This is a genomic window from Pseudomonas sp. P8_241, assembly GCF_034008315.1.
Classification (GTDB): Bacteria; Pseudomonadota; Gammaproteobacteria; order Pseudomonadales; family Pseudomonadaceae; genus Aquipseudomonas.
Genome location: NZ_CP125377.1, coordinates 3,589,984 through 3,609,753 on the forward strand (window position 1 = coordinate 3,589,984; position 19,770 = coordinate 3,609,753).

Consider the following 19,770-nt stretch of genomic DNA (forward strand, 5'->3'; position numbering starts at 1 on the left):
GCTGTCAGCTCACCCCCCGATCCTTGCCGGCCCAGAATGGCTCGCGCAAATCGCGCTTGAGCACTTTGCCCGCGCCCGACAACGGCAACGCTGTGCGGAACTCCACTGATTTGGGCGTCTTGTAGCCGGCGATCTGGCGGCGACAGTGCTCGATGATCTGCGCGCCCGCCACTTGGGTTTGCGGTTTGAGCACGACCACCGCGTGCACCGCCTCGCCCCATTGCGCACACGGAATGCCGATCACCGCGCAGGCCGCGACGGCCGGGTGACTGGCGATGGCGCTTTCCACTTCGCCGGAATACACGTTCTCGCCACCGCTGACGATCATGTCCTTGAAGCGGTCGACGATGTAGATATACCCGTCCTCGTCCATGTAGGCGCCGTCGCCGGTGTGCATCCAGCCACCACGCAGGGCCTTGGCGGTTTCCTCGGGGTTGTTCCAGTAGCCGAGCATGATGTTCGGGCCGCGCACCACCACTTCGCCCACAGTGCCGCACGGTACGGGGTGGTCGTGTTCGTCGACGATGCGCACGATCACCCCCAGCCCCGGCCGTCCGGCCGAACGCAACCGGCCACTGGCGATGCCTTCGGCGTTATGGTTCTCGGGGCCGTTGGCGGTAATCGGTGGTGCCGCTTCGGTCATGCCGTAGCCCTGGGTGAACTCGACATTCGGCAGCGCTTTGAGCGCCAGTTCCAGCAAGGGCACGGCAATCGGTGAGGCGCCATAGGTCAGGCAGCGCAGGCAACTCAGATCATGCTGGGCGAATTGCGGGTGCATGATCAGCACTTGCAACATGGTCGGCACGATCAGAATGTCGGTAATGCGTTCGCGCTCGATGGTGCGCATCACGTCCAGCGCATCGAAGGCCGGAACGAAGATGCTCGGCAGCCCGAGGAGCGAAATCAGGATCACCCGCGACAGCGCCGCCAGGTGGAACATCGGCGCGATGTGCAAGGTCAGGGCATCGGCCGGCACCGGCACATCGGCGGCCCGGGCCACGGCGGCTGACCACAGGTTCATGTGCGATTGCATGACGCCCTTCGGCCGACCGGTGGTGCCGCCGGTGTACATGATGCTGGCCAGGTCGTCGCCGCCACGAAACGCATCGTCGACAGGCGCCGTGTCACGGATCAGTTGCTCGTAGGACAACATGCCCTCGGGCAATTGACCGTCGCCGATATAAATCAGCAAGGGTCGCACCCTGGCGGTGCTGGCGATGCCTTCGGCCATGGGCACAAAAGTATCGTCGATCAGCAGGATGCGGGTATCGCAGTCGTCCAGCGAGTAGACGATTTCCGGCACGCTCCAGCGGATGTTTACCGGATTGACCACGCCGCCCCCCCACCAGGTCGCGAGGAAATATTCGAGGAACCGGTCGCAATTCAGGCCCAGCAGACCGACCCGATCGCCGGTCTGCATACCCAGTTGCTGCAAGGCACCGGCCAGACGAGCGACGCGCTCGGCCAGCTCGGCATAGGTGCGACGGCGGTCGCGAAACACAGTCGCCAATGCGTGGGGACGTTGTTGCAGCACATGGTGCAGGCCTTGGGTCAGATACATGGGGCTCTCCTGTAAATTATTGTTGTCAGGCAGGGTCGCAAGCGGTGTCGCGAATCAGGTGCCGGTGTATTTCGGCGGGCGTTGTTCGGCCAGGGCCATGCGCCCTTCGGCGTGATCCTCGCTGTCGCGCAGCAAACCCCAGTGAAGATGGGCCTGGCTGGCGAACTCGCGGGGTGTCAGGTGCGCGGTTTGCAAAGCCAGGCGCTTGATCGACTGCACCGCCAACGGGCCGTTGGCGGCAATGCGCTCTGCCAGGTCCAGGGCCGCCGGGAGCAACCGTTGCCGGGGCAGCAGCTCGATTACCAGCCCGATGCGCAAGGCTTCCTGGGCGCTGACCGACTCTCCCGTCAGGGCAATTTTCATGGCGTGGGCGGCGGGAATCGCGCGCAGCAGCAATTGCACGCCACCCGCCACCGGAATGCTCGCGTCGCGTACTTGTGGCAGGCCAAAGGTGGCGGCGTCGACGGCGATCCGCAGATCACACTGCAGCGCCAACTCCAGACCGCCCCCCAGGCAGGCACCATTGACGGCAGCGATCATCGGCTTCCAGATGTCCAGGTCGCTGAGGTCCAGGAGGCGCGTGTAGCCACCCTCCTCGGCTTCGGTCTCGCGGCTTTTCAGTGTCCCTGCGACAAACCCGGACGCTGGCCGCAATGATTCCTTGTGGCTTGCGCCGCAACAAAAGGCTCGCTCTCCGGCACCGGTCAGCACAATGACCCGCACCTGTTCGTCATCCTGGCAGGCGCCCAGGGTCTTGCGCAGGTGCATCAGGTCGCTGGCGCTCAGCGCATTGTCCGACTGTTGCGCATCGAGCGTGATCAGCGCCACGTGATCGATGATCTTGAACTGAATGGCCATGGGCTAACTCCTGCGCTCCACCGCTGTTGCGCTGTTCTGATGGAGGGCCAGGCGGCACTCCTGTTGTTATGCCGTCCAGTAGACCAATCGGCGAATCGACGACGACCACCCGCATCGGGTGGCGGATGCCGAAGTCGGGGTCATGACCGTCGGGCTGTGGGTTACACTCGATTGGATTCAATGCACCCATAAAACAAAAATGATTCGGACAACCCCATGGACAAACACCGCAAGTCCAATGCATCGGACACCCTCGCGAGCCAGGTCTTGAATCCGACACAGTCGCCGATCGTCAGTACCAAACTGATTCCGCCGCGCGGCACCGGGCGCCTGATTTCCCGCGAGCGCCTGCAGGAGCAAATGCTCAAGGCCCGCCGCCAGCGCTGCATCGTGCTCAAGGGCCCGGCCGGTTGCGGCAAGACTTCAACGCTGATTGCCTGGCGGCAGGCGCTGTTACCCTTGGGTTTCGATGTGGCGTGGCTGACGCTGTCGGCCGACGACAACGAATTGACCCGGTTTATCGACTACCTGCTGGCGAGCCTCGGCCAGATCGACGCCACCCTGGTGCGCGAAGCGACCCAGCTGGAAGGTCGAGGTATCGACAGCGAGGCGGTGGAACGCACGGTCATCACCCTGGTGCGCAGCATTGCCAGTCGTGGCCGCGAACTGGTGCTGGTGCTCGATGACCTGCACCACCTGACCGACGTAGGCATTCATCAGGCCCTGCAATGGCTGATCGACTACGCGCCGGCCAACCTGCACCTGGCATTGGTGTCGCGCAGTGCCGTGCCTTTGTCCCTGGCGCGGTTGCGCAGCCAGGCGTTGGTACTGGAACTGAACCTGCGCGACTTGCGCTTCACCCCGGCCGAATCCGAACAGTTCCTCAAAGCGCAACTGGGCGAGATCAATGCCCGTGACGCCAGGCAGATGCACGAGCTGACCGATGGCTGGGTGGCAGGTCTGCAACTGCTTGCCGTCAGCCACAAAAAGAAGCGTTCGCCGCAGGCGCCAGGCGCCATCTCCGTGCAGACGCAGGTGCGGGACAATCAGGCGTTCGCCAGTTTTTTTGAAATCGAAGTGTTATCCCACCTGTCGCCGACAGACCTCGACCTGATGTTACTCATGGCGGTGTGCAACCGCTTCTGCGCCTCGTTGTGCGCAGCGCTCAGTGGCTACCCGCAAGCGGTCGCCGAGGCCAACGCACTGCTGGCGCGCCTGGAACGCGACAACCTGTTCCTGATTCCGGTGGATAGCACCGAACGTGAAACCTGGTATCGCCTGCACCCGCTGCTGCGCGAAACCCTGCTCAAGTATTTCGATTCGCGCACCCAGGCCGAACAACAAGTGGTGCACGTCCGTGCCTGGAACTGGTTCCGTGACCATCGTTACCTGGATGAAGCGGTGCACCATGCGGTGATGGGTGGCGATCCATCGGCCGCTGCCGACCTGGTGGAGCAGAACGCCGAGGCACTGTATGCCCATGGCGACTTGCGCATGTTGATCGAACTGGTTCGACTGCTGCCGGTCGAGCAGGTACAGGCGCGGGTCAAACTGCGGATCCTCAAGGCACGGATGCAACTCTATGCCCGGGACTTCGATGCCTGCACCAACAGCCTCGAACAGCTGTTCCGCGATGTTCCCCAAAGCGAAGTGCATGACCGTTTCATGATCTCGTTGCTGCGGGCGTCCCTGGCGCTGCAACGCGATGACACCGTCGCGGCCATGTCGGTGCTGCCGCAACTGCTCAACCCGCCACCCGGCAGCAACAGCGTTGCCATCGGATCTTGCGCCAACATCCTGTCCTGGCTGTACATGCACCGCGGCGAATACGAAAAGGCCCGGCAGGTGCAACTCGACCGCCCTGCCTTGCTGATCAATGGCGAACCGCTGCTGGGCACCACGGCGGGCAGCCTGCAAGGGCGCTGCATGATCGGCCTGAGCCTGGCGCTCGAAGGCCAGATGACCCAGGCGGAACGGGTTTATCGCGATGTGCTGCATGAGGCCAGCCACTGCGGCAAGGCCGGTGCCGATGCGACGTACCTCTCCGCGGCGCTGCTGGGCGAAGTGCTCTACGAAACCAATGACGTCGACGCGGCGTTTAAACTGCTGTCGGGCTGGATCGATATCCTGGAGCGGATCTCGATCCCCGACTCGGTACTGCGCGTGCTGCAAGTGCTGTGGAATGTGCAATGGCTGGCAGGCAATCAGCAGGAAGCGCTGGCGTTTGTCGAACGGCTGGACGAGTACGCGATCAAGCTCGGCCTGGAACGCCTGCAAGCGTATTGCCTGACCTGGCAGGTACGCTGGTTGCTGATCCTCGGTGAATCGGCGGCGGCACACGCCAAACTGACGCGTCTGGAGGCCATCGATGCCCGGCACCCGGACGCCGGGCAGACGGCGCTCAAGGAAATCCACATCCTCACCGAGAACGCCCGCATTCGCTGGCAGCTGGCTCAAGGCGACCTGGAGGGTGCGGCGAAGCGCATCGAACGACTGATCGAGACCTGCGAGCGCCACCGACGCCAACTTGGCACGGTGCGTCTGCTGGTGCTCGGGGCGGTGATCGAGTCCGAGCGAGGCAATCATGAGCTGGCGCGAGACAAAATAATGCAAGCCTTGCGTCGTGGGCAGCGCTTCGGCCTGGTCCGCAGCCTGCTCGATGCCCATCAGGATGGGCTGAAGCTGATTGGCGACATCGCCAGCCGCGAGACTCTCGACCCGGTGCTGGCATTCTATGTCGAGCGGCTGCAAGCGGCCGACGTAACTGCACCCGCCGTATCGAAGGATAAACCGACCACCACGACCACCAGCAAACCGCTGGCGGCCGGGATCGAGCCCTTGAGCGAGCGGGAAATCGAAGTCGTGCGCCTGCTGGCCCAGGCCCTGCCCAACAAGAAAATCGCCCGTGCCTTGGGGCTGTCCCCGGAAACCGTGAAATGGCACCTGAGCCATATCTACAGCAAGCTCGGCGTCAGCAGCCGCGATGAAGCAGTGGCGCGGGTGCGTGATCTGGAGTCGCAGGGCAACGTCGCCCCCCCCGGCACTTAACGCAAAACGCCCTCACTGTAGGAGCCGGCTTGCTGGCGATTGGGCCTCAAGTCTTGCGGCCATCTCCCGGACGCCATCGCTGGCAAGCCAGCTCCTACAGAACTTGTGTCCGCTTCAAACACTGAATTTCCAGCCCGCCACCCACCTCGGGTGGCGTTCGCCCGATGCCCCCCACCTATCGTAAGGCTCATCCACAGGCGCCTGGCCCATTGCCGGCTTGCCATCGATGAGGAGTCTTGCGTGCACATCGCCCGAACCGTTTTCCGCGACGACCATGAAATGTTCCGCACCACCGTGCGCCGTTTTTTCGAGCGTGAATGCCTGCCCCGTCAGGCCTCGTGGGACAAGGCCGGTCAAGTCGACCGCGAAACCTGGCTCAAGGCCGGCCGCGAAGGCTTGCTCGGCATCACCCTGCCCACGGAATACGGTGGTGGCGGTGGCGATTTCGGCCACTGCGCAGTGTTCAACGAAGAGTTCGCCCGGGCCGGTATCAGCGGTGCCTACTTCGGCATGCACTCCGACGTCATCGCCCCCTACATCAATCGTTGCGGCAACGACGAACAGAAACAGCAATGGCTACCGGGCATCTGCTCCGGCGAAACCATCCTCGCTATCGCCATGACCGAGCCCGGTACCGGCAGCGACCTCAAGGCCGTGCGCACCACAGCCGTACGCGATGGCGACGAGTACGTGATCAATGGCAGCAAGACGTTCATCAGCAACGGCCTGACCGCCGATCTGGTGATCGTCGTGTGCAAGACCGACCCGGCCGCTGGCGCCAAGGGCATCAGCCTGATCGCCGTGGAAACCCATCGCCCCGGCTTCAAGCACGGGCGCAAACTGGAGAAAGTCGGGCAGCACGCCCAGGACACCGCCGAACTGTTCTTCGACAACGTGCGCGTGCCGGTGGGCAACCGCCTCGGCGAAGAAGGCCAGGGCTTCGTCTACCTGATGGGCGAACTGCCCCAGGAACGTTTCTCCATCGCCGTGTCCGCCGCCGCCAAGCTCGAGCGTCTGCTGGAGCAGACCCTCGACTACGTGAAGGACCGCAAGGCTTTCAACCAGACCGTGTGGGACTTCCAGAACAGCAAATTCAAGCTCGCTGACATAAAGGCTCAAGCCACCGCCATGCGGGTGATGGTCGACTACTACCTGGGCGAGCACATGCGCCGCCGGTTGACCCTCGAAGAAGCGGCCATCGCCAAGCTCTACACCACCGAAACCCTGTGGAAATGCATCGACGACATGGTCCAGCTGCACGGCGGCTACGGCTACATGATGGAGTACCCGATTGCCCGTGCGTTCGTCGACATGCGCGTCAACCGCATCTACGGCGGCACCAGTGAAGTCATGCGCGAAATGATCGCGCGCAAGCTCTGAATCTCTCAAACAGCAAGGAAAACAACGATGAGCCAAAAAGTGTTCGTGGCTGGCGTCGGCATGATCCAGTTCAAGAAACCGGGGACCAATGAGCCCTACGACATCATGGGTGAACAAGCCATTCGCCTGGCCTTGGCCGATTGCGGCCTGGACGTTCGCGACATCCAGCAGGCCTACGCCGGTTACGTCTACGGCGACTCCACCTGCGGCCAGAAAGCCCTGTATCGCGTGGGCATGACCGGAATCGCGCTGATCAACGTCAACAACAACTGCGCCACCGGCTCCAGCGCACTGTTCCTCGCCCGTCAGGCCGTGGCCAGCGGTGCGGTGGATTGCGCCCTCGCGTTTGGGTTTGAGCAGATGAATCCGGGTGCGCTCAAATCCGCCTGGACCGACCGTGCCCCGGCCACCGAGCGCGCCCTCACGCTGACCAACGAACTGGTCGGCATGCCCGACCTGCCCACCGCGATCCGCCAGTTCGCCGGTGCCGGTTACGCCCATATGCAGAAGTACGGCACCCAACTGGAAACTTTCGCCAAGATCCGCGCCAAGGCCAGCCGCCACGCGGCCAACAACCCGCTGGCGGTGTTCCGCAACGTGGTCAGCACCGAAGAAGTCCTGGCTGCGCCCATGCTCTGGGAAGGCGTACTGACCCGCTTGATGGCCTGCCCGCCAACCTGCGGCGCCGCCGCGACCATCGTGGTCTCCGAAGCCTTCGCGAAAAAGCACGGCCTGCGCACCGATGTGTTGATGGCCGGCCAGGCGTTGACTACCGACCTGCCGAGCACCTACGACGCCAAGGACATGATCCGCGTGGTCGGTTTCGACATGACGCGCATGGCCGCCGACATCGCCTACAACCAGGCCGGCATCGGGCCCAAAGACATCGACGTGATCGAGTTGCACGACTGTTTCGCCCAGAACGAGCTGCTGACCTACGAAGGCCTGGGCCTGTGCGCCGAAGGTGGCGCCGAGCAACTGGTCAACGACGGCGACAACACCTACGGCGGCGAGTGGGTGACCAACCCGTCCGGCGGCCTGCTCTCCAAGGGCCACCCACTGGGTGCCACCGGCCTGGCGCAGTGCTACGAGCTGACCCACCAATTGCGCGGCACCGCCGACAAGCGCCAGGTGCAGGACGCGCGTATCGCCGTGCAACACAACCTCGGCCTGGGCGGTGCCTGCGTCGTCACCGTGTACCAGAAACACTGAAGCCGCCGGCATTGAAGAGGAGTCACTCAGATGATCGACAAGAAGCACATCGGCAGACAACTGCCCACGTTCCTCGCCACCGCTGAAGCCGGGCAACTGCGCTTCTTCGCCAAGGCCACCGGGGAAACCAACCCGATCTACTTCGATGACCAGGCCGCTCGCGACGCGGGCTATCCCAACCTGCCGCTGCCGCCGACCTTCCTGTTCTCGCTGGAGTTCCAGATCCCGTCCAACACCTGGCGCGACGAGCTGGGCATCGTCACCGCGCGCATCCTGCACGGTGAAGAGTCGTTCCGTTATCACCGCATGGCCTATGCCGGCGACACCCTGCGCTTTGATGTGCGCATCGCCGACATCTACGACAAGAAAGGCGGTGCCCTGGAGTTCGTGGTGCGCGAAACCCGAGTCACCAATCAACACGGTGAGCACGTCGCAGACTTGCGCAGCGTGCTCGTGCAACGCAACAGCTGAGGCGCAGAACAAGCATGAACGCGATAAGCCTGGAAAAGATCAACGTCGGCGACACCCTGCCACCGCTGGCCCTGCCACCGATCAACCGCACCACCCTGGCGTTGTTTGCCGGTGCGTCGGGTGATTACAACGCCATTCACATCGACACCGATTACGCGCGCAAGGCCGGGATGCCCGACGTGTTCGCCCACGGCATGTTGTCGATGGCCTACCTCGGTCGACTGCTGACCCAGTGGGTCGATCAGCGCCAGTTGCGCGAGTTCGGCGTGCGCTTTCTCGGCATCACCCACCTGGGCCACCAGATCACTTGCACCGGCACCGTGGTCGAGTGCTTTGAAGTCGACGGCGAGCCACGCATCAAGGTTGAAGTGCGCACCACCAATCAATACGGCGACACCAAAATTGTTGGTGACGCTGAGATCGCTCTGTAAACAATCCCAATAATCGAGGAGCAACACCCATGGCAAAACTTGACGGCAAAATCGCACTGGTCACCGGATCCGGTCGTGGCATCGGCCAGCAGATCGCTTTGAAACTGGCGAGCGAAGGCGCGCGCATCGTGATCAACGACCTCGACGCCGACCCGGCCCACGAAACCGCTGAAATGATCCGCAAGATGGGCGGCGAAGCCGCTGTCTGCCACGGTAACGTCAGCGCCCCGGACTTCGCCGAGCGCTACATCAAGACTGCGATGGACCACTTCAACGGCATCGACATCATCGTCAACAATGCCGGCTACACCTGGGACGATGTGATCCAGAAGATGAGCGACGAGCAGTGGTACGCGATTCTCGACTGCCATATGACCGCACCGTTCCGCATCCTGCGTGCCGCCTACCCGATCATCAAGGCGCAAGCCCAGGCAGACGCCGTCGCAGAACGCGAAGTGTTCCGTAAAGTGGTGAACATCTCTTCTGTTTCAGCCCTCAACGGCAACGCCGGGCAGATGAACTACTCATCGGCCAAGGCCGGCGTGCTGGGCATGACCCGTGCCCTGGCGCGGGAATGGGGCCGCTTCAAGGTCAACGTCAACGCGGTGGCTTTCGGTTTCATCGAAACCCGCATGACCAGCGCCGACGCCCATGCCGGCGCCACGGTGAACATCGAAGGTCGTGACATTCGGGTCGGCATCAGCCCGGAAGCGGCCAAGTCGTTCGCCCAGCGCAACCCGTTGGGTCGCCCCGGCACCACCAAGGAAGCGGCCGACGCCGTGTACCTGTTCTGCTCGCCGGAATCGAACTACATCACGGCGCAGACCATCGCCGTCGCTGGCAATCTGCAATAACCCAAAACTGTAGGAGCAGCCGGCCGACGCTCGGATGCTCGCGATGGACGTCCAATCAGACAGCCAGTGTCATCGTTGACGACCATCGCGAGCAAGCACGCTTCTACAGGGATCGCAGGATCACACCATGAACATGACCGAAAGCACCATCCGCCTGGCTGCCATCAAGCTGATTTCGCGTAACGGCTACGAGTCGATGAGCCTTCGTCAACTGGCGGCCGAATCGGGAATCAACGCTTCGACGCTGTACCTCTACTACAAAGGCAAAAGCGAGTTGCTACTGGAACTGATCCTCGAATACTTCCAGGGTTTGTCCCACGAATGGCAACGCCAGCGCCCTGCCACCGCTGCCAATGCCGCGTTCAAACTGCGTGCGTTCATTGCCTGCCATGTGCGCTATCACCTGGAACATCAGGACCAGGCTGTGCTCGGCAATCTGGAATTCAGAAGCCTGGACGAACAATCCCTGACCCTGGTGCGCCAGGCTCGTCGGCTCTACCTCAAGGGAATGCAGGATCTTCTGGAACAAGGCGTTCAAGAAGGCTCGCTGAGTTGCGCAGAGCCGAAGCTGATGGCCCGCACCCTGTTCAACATGCTTACCCACGCTTGCATTTGGTATCAGGCCGATGGCCGTTGGAGCATCGACGAGGTGATCCGACATTACTCGGACCTGGTGATGAAAATGCTTGGCGCCGTCCCCGTTGCAACACCCCGCGCCCCCACCCGCCGCCCGGCGATTACTCGCCGCAGCGCACCGATGGAGGCACGGTCATGAGTGATCTCATGCAACGGTTCTCCATGGCTGGAAAAACCGTGCTGGTCGCTGACGCCAGCACCCGGCTCGGCGCGCATTTCGCCAGCCTGATCAGCCGCGCCGGAGCGCGTGTAGCCATCGGCGCACAACACCCATCTCAACTGAAACAACTGGCGGCGGACCTGCGCTGGGAAGGTGGCGAAGTCTTGATCGTCGACCTCGATAGCGCTCGACGCGCCAGCATCGAAGCGGCGCTGGTTGCCGTTGAAAAACGCTTCGGCAGTGTCGATGTATTGATCAACAACAGTGCCGAGCGAGAACACGTGGCGCTAAACAATCATCTCGTGCATTGCACCAGCCTGCACATGATCAAGGCCGAGCGTGGCGGCAGCATCGTCAACATCGACCCGCCACCGCGCCCGATCAGCTCGCCCAACCCCTGCCTGCGGCCCAACAGCAGCCTGATCCGCATGAGCCGGGCCATGGCCCAGTCGCTGACGCCGCACCGCATTCGCGTCAATGTCATCGCTGCCGGACGTGACAAGGACACCGGCCTGCAAGAACTCAACGGGCCGTTGTTGTTGCTGGCCAGCGGTGCAGGCGCCAGCGTAACCGGCGCGGTGTTGCACATCGACCACCGCAATGCCTGACGCCGCGCGGTTCAACGTAGGAGCTGCCGCAGGCTGCGATCTTTTGATCTTGAAAAAGCCAAAGTCAAAAGATCGCAGCCTGCGGCAGCTCCTACAGGTCATGGCCACCTGATGTGGGTGGCGCAAACCTTTTGATGACGCTCGAACATGGCCACTGGTCGCCCTGCGCGACGCCCGTCAACAAGGAGCCAGTCTGATGACTCGCATTAAAAAGTGGCTGCCCGGACTCGCCTTCGTAGCGACAACGGTCATGGCAATGGCGGCGAATGCCGCTGACAAACCCAACATTCTGGTGATCTTCGGCGACGATATCGGCCAGACCAACATCAGTGCCTATTCGATGGGCGTGGTCGGCTACAAGACGCCAAACATCGACCGCATCGCCCACGAAGGCATGCTGTTCACCGACTACTATGCGGAGAACAGCTGCACTGCCGGGCGCTCGTCATTCATCACCGGTCAGTCGCCGTTGCGTACCGGCCTGACCAAGGTCGGCGTACCGGGTGCGCCCATTGGCCTGCAAAAGCGTGACATCACCCTCGCCCAGGCCCTCAAGTCCCAGGGCTACGCGACCGGTCAGTTCGGCAAGAATCACCTGGGCGACAAGGACGAGTTTCTTCCCACCAACCACGGTTTCGATGAGTTCTTCGGCAACCTGTACCACCTCAATGCCGAAGAAGAACCCGAGCGTGCGTATTGGCCGAAGGATGATCCGGACTTCGTCAAATCCCGCACACCGCGAGGCGTAATCCACAGCTACGCCGACGGCAAGATCGAAGACACCGGCGCGCTGACCAGCAAGCGCATGGAAACCATCGACGACGAAACCACCGCCGCTGCGCAAGCCTTCATCGAGAAACAGGCCAAGGCGGACAAACCGTTTTTCGTCTGGATGAACACCACGCGCATGCACTTGTTCACCCATGTGCGTGAATCGATGAAGGGCCAAAGCGGCATGCCCGGCAACGATTATGCGGACGGCATGATCGAGCACGACGGGGACGTCGGCAAACTGCTGAAAACCCTCGACGACCTGAAAATCACCGACAACACCATCGTCGTCTACACCACCGACAACGGCCCGAACCAGTTCTCCTGGCCGGACGCGGCGACCACGCCGTTCCGTAACGAGAAGAACTCGAACTGGGAAGGTGCTTACCGCGTACCGGCGATTGTGCGCTGGCCAGGCAAGATCAAGGCCGGCGAAGTGTCCAACGAGATGTTCTCGGGCATGGACTGGTTCCCGACCTTGCTGGCGGCCGCTGGCGATGCCGACGTGAAGAACAAGCTGCTCAAGGGCTGGGCACCGACCTCCGGCGGGAACAACTTCAAGGTGCACCTCGATGGCTACAACCAGTTGCCGTATCTGACGGGCCAGCAGCCTAAAGGCGAGCGCAAGGAGTTCTACTACTTCAACGACGACGGCGTGCTGGTGTCGATGCGTTACGACCATTGGAAGGTGGTCTTCGCCGAACAGCGTGAGCCCGGTGGTTTTGCGGTATGGAGCAGCCCTTTTGTGCCGTTGCGCGTCCCGAAACTGTTTAACCTGCGGATGGACCCGTATGAAAGGGCCGACACAGTGTCTGACCAGTATTACGACTGGACGGTAAAGAACTCTTACTTGCTGGCGGCCGGGGTGGCCAAGGCAGCGAGGTTCCTGCAAACCTTCGTCGAGTATCCACCTAGCCAGAAACCGGCCAGCTTCAGCATCGATCAGATCCGCGCTGCGGTAGACGCGAAAATCGAACAGAACAATAAAGCCCAGGCCAGGCAGTGACAGGTGTCGTCCACTGCCGCGTGGACGCCCTGATTTCTTGTACCGCGTTGCCCCCTGCGCCGCTACGGGGGCAATTGCTTTCTGACTGGCGGCCTTCGGCTGTGCGGACGCTTACCCGCGCTCATGCGCATGAGCCATGCCTATCCACCGGATTACCGAGGGCCGGGACAGCACGTTTAACGGCCCTGATTGCCTGACCATAGCGTCTGCGCAATACATACAACCCCATCTGATAACAACCGGGCAGTTCTCATCAGCCCGCAACTGATCAAACGATCATTGCGCAGACGCAATTCTACGGTGAACTCGCCCGTGGGGTGTTCAACCGAGAGTTGCCTGACTTCGCCATCAACGGCACACGCCACACTCGCCGCCACACTGCCCTCGATCAGGCAGGCACCCGCCACACTGACCGCACCGAACACGCCAATGCTGGTGTGGCATCGGTGCGGAATAAAGGTGCGGGTGCTGAGTGAACCACCCGCTTGTGCCCGCGCAATCAGGCACATTTTGGGCACGTTGCGCTGAGTGACGTCGCCCAGGTTCATGCTCGGCCCCGCTTGCAGGCGGATCGATTCGAGGCGGGCCTTCAATTCAGAATTGGCATCCAGTTGAGTCGGACTCTCATAGCCGCTCAACCCGAGGTCTTCGGCTCGGATCAGCACCACTGGCATGCCGTTGTCGACGCAGGTGACTTCAACGCCATCGAACAGATCCACAACGTTGCCAGTGGGCAACAAAGCACCGCAACTGGAGCCGGCGACATCCTCGAACTCCACGATCAATGGCGCTGCATAGCCTGGCACACCATCTATCCGCGCGGCGCCCGAATAGCTGACAGCGCCTTCCGGTGTCGGTACATGAGCAATCGCGATCTGCCCGGTGTTTTCCATGAAAATGCGCACCGGGGTTATATCACCCGTAACGGCCACCAGGGCGCGCTCAATCGCGAACGGCCCGACACCGGCGAGAATGTTGCCGCAGTTCTGGCCGTAGTCGACCCGCGGTTCATCGACCAGCACTTGGGCGAACAGGTAGTCGACATCGGCGTCGGCGCGTGCGGAGGGTTTGATGATCGCCACCTTGCTGGTCAGCGAGTCGCCGCCACCGATGCCATCGATCTGTCGCGCATCCGGCGAGCCCATGACCGCCAGCAGCACGCGGTCGCGAAGTACGTGCTGTTCAGGCAAGTCGCGGGCCAGGAAGTACGCGCCCTTCGAGGTCCCGCCGCGCATCAACAGGCAAGGAATGCGTGTCTGGCCCATGTTCAATCTCCGAGCTCATCGAGGCTGTCGACGTAGCGCAGGCCCTTCTCCGCGAGCCGCTGGCGCATGTTGTAGATGTCCAGCCCCAGTTCGCCCTTGGCCAGGCGCAAGGCTTTGTGCTCCTCAAGGTCAGCGCGTGCGCGACTGGCTTCGACAACCTGCGCCACTTCGTCGCGACGCACGATGACCACGCCATCGTCATCGGCCACCACCACGTCGCCCGGGTTGACCAATTGACCGCCGCACACCAGCGGCAGGTTGACCGAACCGAGGGTCTCCTTGATGGTGCCCTGGGCACTGATGGCGCGGGACCAGACCGGGAAGCCCATCTCGCGCAGGGTGTGGGTATCGCGCACGCCGGCATCGATTACCAGGGCTCGTACACCATGGGCCTTGAGCGAAGTGGCAAGCAGGTCGCCGAAGTAACCGTCGGTGCACGGTGAGCTGGGGGCAACCACCAGGATATCGCCGGGGCGGCACTGCTCCACCGCCACATGGAACATCCAGTTATCGCCCGGCGCAACCAGCACCGTGACCACCGAACCGCTGACGACCGACCCTCGTTGAATCGGCGTGATCGCAGACGTCAACAGGCCTTTTCGCCCTTGAGACTCGTGAATGGTCGCGACACCGAAGCGCCCCAGTTCATCGACCAGGGCCTGCTCGGCCCTGGCGATGTGGCGTACGACAACGCCGGTCTTTCCGATCAGCTCGCTCATGCCAGGTTCTCCGTGACACGGGGGAAGATGCTCTGGTAGCCCTCGCCATAAACGATGTCACGACTGGAGGTGATGCCAACGTTGCGCTTGGCCTGCACACCGCGCTGCAGCGCGACGCGTGTGTAGTACTCCCAGAGGTGTTCCTGACCGGCCATGCACTGGATGGCCGCGTACTTCTTGTCCCAGACCGAGGTGATGTCCAGCAACACATCGGGGCGCCATTCGCATTGCTCGGGCTGATGCGGCTCGAAGCTGTAGACCGGCGGCGCACCGACAATTTTCTCCCCCGGCTTGTAGCCTTCGGCCTGGGCGATGATGCGCGCCTCCTGCGTGAGGTTCATGGCCAATGGGTGATCGTAGTTGTAAGGGTCTTTCTGCGAGTGGCTGAGGACAAACTCGGGCTGGACGCGACGAAACACATCCGCCAGGCGAAACAGAGTGTCCTTGTCGGCCCGCATCGGGTAGTCACCGATGTCGAAGAACTCGACGCTGGCCCCCAGGATATCGGCCGCCGCCTGGGCCTCTTCACGCCGAGCGCTTTTGACTTTTTCTTCGCTCATCTGGCCCTTGCGCCACAGCTTGGCGGACTCACCGCGCTCACCGAACGACAGGCAGACGATGTGCACGGCATAACCCTGTTGCGCATGCAGCGCGATGGCACCGCCCGCACGCCAGACGAAATCGGCAGAGTGGGCGCTGACGACCAGCGCGTTTTTCGGTGACTCGATCATTGCGAAACTCCTCATGCGTTTCGAACGAGCATCGCACTGCGACTCGCCCCAGGAGTAATGCATTGAAGTGTTTTAGGTATGCGTTTTTTTTATTGCCATCCGAAAATGGCAGCGGCATAGTTGCGCTCCAAAGCCCCTTCGCAGAGCCCGAGCCCCATGGAATCCACCGAACTGCCCAGCCTGATGCACGTACGCGCCTTTGTCCGGGTGGCCGATCACGGGAGTGTTTCCAGGGCCTCTGTTGCGTTGTTTCGCGCTCAGTCCGTGGTGACCCGGTCGATCTCCGAACTGGAGGCACGGCTCGATGTGCCCTTGTTCGAACGCCACGCCAACGGCATGCGTCTGACCGATTTCGGCGAGCGCTTGCTGCCGCGGGCACGTCGCGTGCTGGCCGAACTCGACAGTGTGCCGCGACTGCTCGATGGCGCGGATAAGCGTGCGGTCGAACCGCTTTATCTATTCCAGGCCCGGCGCCTGCAAGTGTTCGTCAAACTCTGCGAAACCCGCCACATGCAGACCGTCGCCAGCCTGCTCGGCCTGAGCCAGCCGGCCATCAGCTCGACCATCAAGGTGATGGAAAGCGGGTGCGGCCAACCGCTGTTCGAGCGCACGCCTCGCGGATTGCAGCCCACCCGTGCCAGCCACGAAATTCTCTTTGCGATCCGCCGGGCGCTGAACGAACTGCGCCACATCGAGACCGATATCACGGCTCTGCGCGGCACCTTGCAAGGCGTGGTGCAGGTCGGCGCCCTACCCTTGGGCCGCACCCGGATATTGCCCGAAGCCATGGTGCGCATGATGGCCGAACACCCTGGAATCCAGGTGATTACCAACGAAAGTCCGTTTGATCTACTGGCGACAGAGCTGCGTGCAGGTGATGTCGATTTCGTCTTTGGTGCCTTGCGCCCGGAGGCCTACGCCAGCGACCTGGTCGGCGAAGCGCTGCTCACGGAAGACATGGTGGTGTTGGCGCGACGCGATCACCCGCTCTGTTCAAAAGCAGTGCGGCACGATGAATTGGTCGCTGCCCGGTGGGTGCTGCCTCGCGCCGGCTCGCCAGCCCGGCAGATGCTTGATGAATGTTTCACCCGTTTCGGCATTGCCCCGCCCCGGCCTGTCGTGGAAAGCGGCGACATGGCAATCATCCGCGGCCTGTTGTTGCGCTCGGACATGCTTGCCGCCGTGTCCGCCCATCAACTGGAACAGGAGATCGCTTCGGGCGAACTGTGCATTCTGCCCCTGGAGCTTAACCAGACCACCCGGGCTATCGGTCTGACTTATCGCAATGGCTGCCTGCACTCCCCTGTCGCCCAGGCGCTGATGGACATGATTCGTCGGGTGATCCGCGAGCAAGCGACGAACGCGACGCTCCACCCCGACGCGGGAACAAGGTAGCGGCTGCGATCTTTTGATTTTACAGCAGGCTGATCGGGTAGCTGATAAACACCCGGTTTTCATCGAACTCGTTCGTGCTGAAGCTCTTGCGGATGCTCGCGTTGCGCCATTTGACGTTGAGGCTTTTGAGCGGACCGCTCTGCACCGTGTAGGCCAGTTCCGATTCACGGCCCCATTCCGTGCCGTCGGTGATGGCCCCGGTGTGCACGTTGTCGCCGCTGATATAGCGGTTCATCAGGGTCAGTCCAGGCACACCGAGGGCGGCGAAGTTGTAGTCGTGGCGCACTTGCCAGGATTTTTCCCGGGCGTTGTCGTAGCTGGAGTTGTAGCTGTCGTTGGCCAGGGTGCCGCCGCTGGTGCCATTGACGCGCATCCACACATCGTCGCCGCTGAGTTTCTGCAGGCCGACATAGAAAGTGTTGCCGCCGTACTTGGCCGAGAGCAGCGCGAACGCGGTCTTGTTGTCGAGGTCGCCGGCCAGGGCACTGCCGTCTTCCTTGCCGATGAAGTAACCGAGGTTGGCGCCCAGGGTCCAGTCGCCGATGGGCTGGCTGTGGCTCAGGTTGAAATACTGCTGCTGGTAGATGTCGCTGAGTTCCGCGTACCAGACGCCAACCTGAGTGCGCTTTTCGTTGAAGGCATATTCACCGCCACCGAAGTTGAAACGGTCCGAGCTGAAGGCCGCCGATTTGCCGTTCATGAACATGTCTTCCATGCTCGCATCGTTGCGCGGGCTGTTCTGGCGGAACTGGCCGCCGTAGAGGGTCAGGCCGCTGATCTCGGTGGAGGTCAACTGGCCGCCCTGGAAGGTTTGCGGCAGCGAACGGCCGTCGTCGGAACGCAGGATCGGCAGCACCGGCATCCACTCGCCGACCTTCAATTCGGTCTTGGAGATTTTTCCTTTCAGCGCCACACCGAGGCGGCCGAAGCTGTCGGCAGGGCGGCCATCATCATGGATCGGCAACAGCTGCGTGCCGCCGGTGCCTTTGCCGCCATCGAGCTTGACCGAGACCAGCCCCAGCACATCGGCACCAAAGCCGACTGGGCCTTGGGTGAAACCGGACTTGGCGTCGAGGATGAAGCTCTGGGTCCACTCTTCGGCTTTGCCCTGGGGGTAGGCCGGGTTGGTGTAGTTGCGGTTGAAGTAGGCGTTGCGCAGGTTCAGGTTGGCGCTGGCATCGTCAATAAAGCCAGCGGCGGATGCTGGCAGCGGTAATGCGCAGATAGTTGCCAGCGAACAGACAATTCGATGATTAACGACGGTTTTCATTGTTATTGTTTTCCGGTTTTTTGAGTAAAGGAAATGCCCTGCGCCCGCAATCACCAGGCACAGCAAGTTCAAGAAGAAAAAAATCGAAAGCGGCCCGGGACGAGCCGCGCTCACTGCTGAAGTTCAGCGCGGGCCTTTGCCCGCCACCGAGTAGAGCACCTGCTGATTTCGGGTTTTCATGAACGCCTCCAGGCTCTGTCCACGCATGGCGGCGTAGACCTGCAGGTTGGGAATCCCGAGGACCGCCGCGAGTTTCTCCAGCACGAAGAAGATCGCCCCGTACTGAATCAGCCCGCGCCAGTCACGGCGGCGCAACAGATCCCGTTCCTCGTCGCTCAGGCCGCCTTCATCGAACAACGCTTCCGGCGTTTCGAGAAAGCGCTGGCGCCATTGCGGCTCGATCATGCGGTGCAGGAACTTGTTGAGGCGATAGCCCTTGGCGCTGCGCTCCAGAGTGAATGGATAGGTGCCCTCGAGTTTTTCGATGCCGGCCAACTGGTGCTGCATGTGCTGCAAGTGGCGTGCGTTGACGTCGGCAGGCAGCGCACGGTCCTGGTTTTCCAGCAACAGGGTCGCGATACCGGTCATGGATGGCAGGTAATAGTCCTGATGCAGATTTTTCACCGTGGCCGACAACGCGCCGCGCATGATCAGCCAGGTGATGACCTCCGAGCCTTCCATCCCGCCCAGGGTGGCGTACTCGGCGTGGGTCAGTTCGGTCAGGCGCTGCGGGTCGTTGACCAGCAGATCGATGAACTGCTCATCCCACTGCGGGTTGTTGAATCCGCAGCGTTCGCCATGCACCTGATGGGACACACCGCCAGTGGCGACAATGGCCACCTTCAAGTCTTCGGGATAGCTTTCAATCGCGCGACGCAGGGCCTGACCCAACTTATAGCAGCGCAACGCACTGGGGATCGGGAACTGCAACACCCCCACTTGCAGCGGTACGATCTGCACCGGCCACGCCGGATCACAGGGCAACAACGCCGACATCGGCGAGAAAAACCCGTGGTCCAGCGGCTTGTCGCGGAAGAAGCTCATGTCGAACTCATCGGCCATCAGGCTTTGACCAATGTGCCGCGACAACGCGGCATGCCCGCCCACTGCGGGCAGCGAGCGCGGATTGCCACCTTCGTCGGCGACCTCGTAACGCTCATCAACGCCGAGGGAGAACGCGCCATAGTGGTCGAAGAAGAACGACGTCACATGGTCGTTGAAGATGTAGAACAGCACATCCGGCTGTTGCTCCTTCAACCATACCTTGATCGGTTCGAAGCCTTCGAAAATCGGCGCCCACGCCGCTTCATGCTGTTTATCGTGATCGACGGCGAAGCCGATGGTAGGTGTATGGGATACAGCGAGGCCACCGATAATGCGTGCCATGACGAGTT

The 19,770-nt window shown here is 62.0% G+C and carries 17 protein-coding genes; 10 read left to right on the plus strand and 7 right to left on the minus strand.

Features of this window, described 5'->3' with window-relative positions; genetic code table 11:
• Nucleotides 1-4 precede the first annotated feature (4 nt).
• Together QMK58_RS16240 and QMK58_RS16245 are read right to left on the minus strand one after the other, a co-directional pair.
• Nucleotides 5-1,561: an acyl-CoA synthetase gene (locus QMK58_RS16240; protein WP_053159229.1), complete on the minus strand. Its 1,557-nt coding sequence runs from the start codon at nt 1,559-1,561 to the stop codon at nt 5-7.
• Between the two features lie 54 nt (nt 1,562-1,615).
• The gene (locus QMK58_RS16245) at nt 1,616-2,419 is read right to left on the minus strand and encodes an enoyl-CoA hydratase/isomerase family protein (RefSeq protein WP_320395035.1); all 804 of its coding nucleotides are present in this window, start codon (nt 2,417-2,419) and stop codon (nt 1,616-1,618) included.
• A gap of 216 nt (nt 2,420-2,635) precedes the next feature.
• On the opposite strand from QMK58_RS16245, the gene QMK58_RS16250 reads away from it, so the two are divergent.
• From QMK58_RS16250 to QMK58_RS16290, 9 genes are all read left to right on the plus strand, one after another.
• Nucleotides 2,636-5,467, plus strand: a complete 2,832-nt coding sequence (locus QMK58_RS16250) for a LuxR C-terminal-related transcriptional regulator (protein WP_053159225.1) — start codon at nt 2,636-2,638, stop codon at nt 5,465-5,467.
• 279 nt (nt 5,468-5,746) lie between these two features.
• Entirely contained in the window at nt 5,747-6,847 is a 1,101-nt protein-coding gene (locus tag QMK58_RS16255) for an acyl-CoA dehydrogenase family protein (protein ID WP_320396542.1), read from the plus strand.
• Nucleotides 6,848-6,874: 27 nt separating this feature from the next.
• Nucleotides 6,875-8,059: a lipid-transfer protein gene (locus QMK58_RS16260; RefSeq protein WP_053159221.1), complete on the plus strand. Its 1,185-nt coding sequence runs from the start codon at nt 6,875-6,877 to the stop codon at nt 8,057-8,059.
• Nucleotides 8,060-8,089: 30 nt separating this feature from the next.
• Nucleotides 8,090-8,530, plus strand: a complete 441-nt coding sequence (locus QMK58_RS16265; RefSeq protein ID WP_053159220.1) for a MaoC family dehydratase N-terminal domain-containing protein — start codon at nt 8,090-8,092, stop codon at nt 8,528-8,530.
• Between the two features lie 14 nt (nt 8,531-8,544).
• Nucleotides 8,545-8,961 carry a MaoC family dehydratase gene (locus QMK58_RS16270; protein ID WP_053159218.1) on the plus strand — a complete coding sequence of 139 codons (417 nt, stop codon included), beginning with the start codon at nt 8,545-8,547 and terminating at the stop codon, nt 8,959-8,961.
• A 29-nt stretch (nt 8,962-8,990) separates the two neighbouring features.
• Nucleotides 8,991-9,815: an SDR family NAD(P)-dependent oxidoreductase gene (locus tag QMK58_RS16275; RefSeq protein ID WP_053159216.1), complete on the plus strand. Its 825-nt coding sequence runs from the start codon at nt 8,991-8,993 to the stop codon at nt 9,813-9,815.
• Nucleotides 9,816-9,942: 127 nt separating this feature from the next.
• Entirely contained in the window at nt 9,943-10,590 is a 648-nt protein-coding gene (locus tag QMK58_RS16280) for a TetR/AcrR family transcriptional regulator (RefSeq protein WP_053159213.1), read from the plus strand.
• Nucleotides 10,587-11,219, plus strand: coding sequence for an SDR family NAD(P)-dependent oxidoreductase (locus tag QMK58_RS16285; protein WP_053159211.1), 633 nt, complete (start codon nt 10,587-10,589; stop codon nt 11,217-11,219). The genes QMK58_RS16280 and QMK58_RS16285 overlap by 4 nt, the downstream gene beginning before the upstream one ends.
• Before the next feature lie 196 nt (nt 11,220-11,415).
• Complete coding sequence (locus QMK58_RS16290; protein WP_053159209.1) at nt 11,416-12,996, plus strand: arylsulfatase; 1,581 nt, start codon at nt 11,416-11,418, stop codon at nt 12,994-12,996.
• A gap of 176 nt (nt 12,997-13,172) precedes the next feature.
• On the opposite strand, the gene QMK58_RS16295 is transcribed toward QMK58_RS16290, so the two are convergent.
• Genes QMK58_RS16295 through galB form a run of 3 tightly spaced genes read right to left on the minus strand, consistent with a single transcriptional unit; the run spans nt 13,173 to nt 15,711 of the window.
• Nucleotides 13,173-14,261, minus strand: coding sequence for a 4-oxalomesaconate tautomerase (locus QMK58_RS16295; protein ID WP_320395036.1), 1,089 nt, complete (start codon nt 14,259-14,261; stop codon nt 13,173-13,175).
• Between the two features lie 2 nt (nt 14,262-14,263).
• Entirely contained in the window at nt 14,264-14,980 is a 717-nt protein-coding gene (locus tag QMK58_RS16300) for a 4-carboxy-4-hydroxy-2-oxoadipate aldolase/oxaloacetate decarboxylase (RefSeq protein WP_053159205.1), read from the minus strand.
• Nucleotides 14,977-15,711, minus strand: a complete 735-nt coding sequence (galB, locus tag QMK58_RS16305; protein WP_320395037.1) for a 4-oxalmesaconate hydratase — start codon at nt 15,709-15,711, stop codon at nt 14,977-14,979. Before galB ends, QMK58_RS16300 begins: the two co-directional genes overlap by 4 nt.
• Nucleotides 15,712-15,867: 156 nt before the next feature.
• Here galB and QMK58_RS16310 point away from each other — a divergent pair, with 156 nt between their 5' ends.
• On the plus strand, nt 15,868-17,106 hold the full coding sequence (locus QMK58_RS16310) for a LysR family transcriptional regulator (protein ID WP_053159200.1): 1,239 nt from the start codon (nt 15,868-15,870) through the stop codon (nt 17,104-17,106).
• Nucleotides 17,107-17,125: 19 nt separating this feature from the next.
• Here the strand turns inward: QMK58_RS16310 and QMK58_RS16315 are convergent, their stop codons facing one another.
• Entirely contained in the window at nt 17,126-18,376 is a 1,251-nt protein-coding gene (locus QMK58_RS16315) for an OprD family porin (protein WP_320395038.1), read from the minus strand.
• Nucleotides 18,377-18,499: 123 nt separating this feature from the next.
• Entirely contained in the window at nt 18,500-19,762 is a 1,263-nt protein-coding gene (locus QMK58_RS16320; protein WP_320395039.1) for a gallate dioxygenase, read from the minus strand.
• Nucleotides 19,763-19,770 lie beyond the last annotated feature (8 nt).

Excerpts from the sequence above, each read along its gene's own strand:
- QMK58_RS16240 (WP_053159229.1), bottom strand. The coding sequence starts at position 1,561 with ATGTATCTGACCCAAGGCCTGCACCATGTGCTGCAACAACGTCCCCAC.
- QMK58_RS16245 (WP_320395035.1), bottom strand. The coding sequence starts at position 2,419 with ATGGCCATTCAGTTCAAGATCATCGATCACGTGGCGCTGATCACGCTC.
- QMK58_RS16250 (WP_053159225.1), top strand. The coding sequence starts at position 2,636 with ATGGACAAACACCGCAAGTCCAATGCATCGGACACCCTCGCGAGCCAG.
- QMK58_RS16255 (WP_320396542.1), top strand. The coding sequence starts at position 5,747 with ATGTTCCGCACCACCGTGCGCCGTTTTTTCGAGCGTGAATGCCTGCCC.
- QMK58_RS16260 (WP_053159221.1), top strand. The coding sequence starts at position 6,875 with ATGAGCCAAAAAGTGTTCGTGGCTGGCGTCGGCATGATCCAGTTCAAG.
- QMK58_RS16265 (WP_053159220.1), top strand. The coding sequence starts at position 8,090 with ATGATCGACAAGAAGCACATCGGCAGACAACTGCCCACGTTCCTCGCC.
- QMK58_RS16270 (WP_053159218.1), top strand. The coding sequence starts at position 8,545 with ATGAACGCGATAAGCCTGGAAAAGATCAACGTCGGCGACACCCTGCCA.
- QMK58_RS16275 (WP_053159216.1), top strand. The coding sequence starts at position 8,991 with ATGGCAAAACTTGACGGCAAAATCGCACTGGTCACCGGATCCGGTCGT.
- QMK58_RS16280 (WP_053159213.1), top strand. The coding sequence starts at position 9,943 with ATGAACATGACCGAAAGCACCATCCGCCTGGCTGCCATCAAGCTGATT.
- QMK58_RS16285 (WP_053159211.1), top strand. The coding sequence starts at position 10,587 with ATGAGTGATCTCATGCAACGGTTCTCCATGGCTGGAAAAACCGTGCTG.
- QMK58_RS16290 (WP_053159209.1), top strand. The coding sequence starts at position 11,416 with ATGACTCGCATTAAAAAGTGGCTGCCCGGACTCGCCTTCGTAGCGACA.
- QMK58_RS16295 (WP_320395036.1), bottom strand. The coding sequence starts at position 14,261 with ATGGGCCAGACACGCATTCCTTGCCTGTTGATGCGCGGCGGGACCTCG.
- QMK58_RS16300 (WP_053159205.1), bottom strand. The coding sequence starts at position 14,980 with ATGAGCGAGCTGATCGGAAAGACCGGCGTTGTCGTACGCCACATCGCC.
- galB (WP_320395037.1), bottom strand. The coding sequence starts at position 15,711 with ATGATCGAGTCACCGAAAAACGCGCTGGTCGTCAGCGCCCACTCTGCC.
- QMK58_RS16310 (WP_053159200.1), top strand. The coding sequence starts at position 15,868 with ATGGAATCCACCGAACTGCCCAGCCTGATGCACGTACGCGCCTTTGTC.
- QMK58_RS16315 (WP_320395038.1), bottom strand. The coding sequence starts at position 18,376 with ATGAAAACCGTCGTTAATCATCGAATTGTCTGTTCGCTGGCAACTATC.
- QMK58_RS16320 (WP_320395039.1), bottom strand. The coding sequence starts at position 19,762 with ATGGCACGCATTATCGGTGGCCTCGCTGTATCCCATACACCTACCATC.